General features: G+C 27.8%; 1 protein-coding gene. It reads left to right on the top strand.

Annotated features, from left to right (window positions below; genetic code table 11):
- Positions 1 to 368: 368 nt before the first annotated feature.
- On the top strand, positions 369 to 1,877 hold the full coding sequence (locus tag M890_RS16530; RefSeq protein ID WP_084553693.1) for a TlpA family protein disulfide reductase: 1,509 nt from the start codon (positions 369 to 371) through the stop codon (positions 1,875 to 1,877).
- Positions 1,878 to 1,985: the final 108 nt, after the last annotated feature.

A 1,985-nucleotide genomic window follows, 5' to 3' on the forward strand; every position in this document is an offset into this window, starting at 1 on the left:
CAAAACGTGTAAATCCGAATATAAAAATCACTGATTTTAAGCTGACTTTATTAGTCTTTAGCTAACATAAAGTACACAGTAAACCAATTCAGAATTTTAGCATGATAATTCAAAAAAATACGATCTTCCGATATTCACTCAGACGTAATATTGACGCAAACCGAATTAGCTTGTTACTCAAAAAAGTAAAATTAAAAAACTGTAGGCAACACAGCATATAAAAAATTGTTTACTTTAGTGTCTCGATAATGGAAGTTGTTTATTTACTCACTGCTGAAATTCCTTCGGAATTTCATTGCTCGTAAACACAACTTTCCATATGCAAAACGTTGTGAGTAATTAATCGCCAACCTACAAAATTATTTTAAATGACTAAATTCAATTCTATTTTCTCAATATTTCTGATAATTTTATTGGTATTTAGCTGTAAAGAAAATGTTGATGAAAAAATTCCCAAGATTAGCCAATCTGTAATAATTGCTGGCGAATTTTATAATTTTCAGTCTGTAGATTCTTTGTCTAATATTGGAATATATGTTCAAGACTATATAACAAAGGATATTACAAATACTGAAAAACAATTAGATACTTTAGGGAGGTTTAAATTTGAATTTGAAATCACCGAGCAACAAGGTGTTATGTTAATTCACAATACAATCATAGACTTAATTGTTAAGCCTGGAGATAGTTTGTTTATAGAAATTGACGCAAAATCTAAACGTAGAAAAGATGTTTTAGAGCGTCTTAAAGTTTCTGGAACTTCAGCTAATATAAATAAAAATGTTATAGATTTTTTTTATAATGACCCAATCGATTATGAAATATTTCAACACAATCGAAGAAATCTAAATCCAAACGAATTTAAAACATATCGTGATAGTATTTATTTAGTTCAATCAAGTTACACAGACAGTTTACTTTCTAATAATTCATTCTCAAAACCTTTTACAAATTGGTTAGAGGCTCAAAAATTATTTGCTCTACCAAATAATTATAGTTTATTTGAATTCTATTTTGACTATAACAACGACCTTAAATCGGAATTAAAAAATAACGACTTAACACGGTTAACTAAATTCAACATAAATGATATACCGCAAGTTTTACAAAAACATAGGATAAATACCATCGCATCTAATAGTATTCCTAAAAAGCTTTTAGATAATACTTTAATATCTTCACAAAAAGGAGCTTCTAATTTGGAACCAAATGAAATATACAGCTTCTATCTCAAAAAGATAATTGAAATATATTCTGATAAACCTGAATTACTAAAGTTAATGGTAAATGATTTCACAAAATCAAATCTAAATATCGAAAATATAGAATTCTATGAAGACAATAGAATAGTAATAGATAGCATTCTGTTTAAAACCGATTTTGAGAGTTCTTTAAAAGAAAAATATGTGAGTTTAAAAAAGCGAATTAACAACCCACAACTTACCAATAAAATAAACTTAAAAGAATATTCATCATCTAACATTGACAGCTTACTTCAAACAATTATATCAGAAGCTAGTGGAAAACCGATTTACATTGATAATTGGGCAACTTATTATCAACCTTGTTTATCCGCATTCAAGGAAAATACCCCAAAATTAATGAGTCAATTTGATGGTAAAATTGAGTTTGTGTTTTTATGCTATAAATCTGAGAAAGCACAATGGAAATCGACAATTTCAAAATATAAGTTAGAAGGTAAACATTACTTTATTGAGAAAAACCAGATAGAAGATTTAACAAATCTATTTTCTCTTAATGGTTTTCCAACTTATACAATAATTAACCAAAAAGGGGAAATAATCCACACAGACAATGGTTATCGACCAAGTAATCCTAAAACAACCGAACTATTAGAAAATCTATTAAAAAAATAACTACTCACAACACCGTGTATAATTAATTGCTTTGGTCGTTGCCTATTTGGAAAATTCCTTCGGAATTTTCTCGCGTTCGTTTTTGTTTACTAAATTAGTTGCTTAAAC

Source organism: Olleya marilimosa CAM030, assembly GCF_000518485.1.
Classification (GTDB): domain Bacteria; phylum Bacteroidota; class Bacteroidia; order Flavobacteriales; family Flavobacteriaceae; genus Olleya; species Olleya marilimosa.

Bases quoted from the DNA above. Each gene is read 5' to 3' on its own strand.
- M890_RS16530 (WP_084553693.1), top strand. From the start codon at position 369: ATGACTAAATTCAATTCTATTTTCTCAATATTTCTGATAATTTTATTG.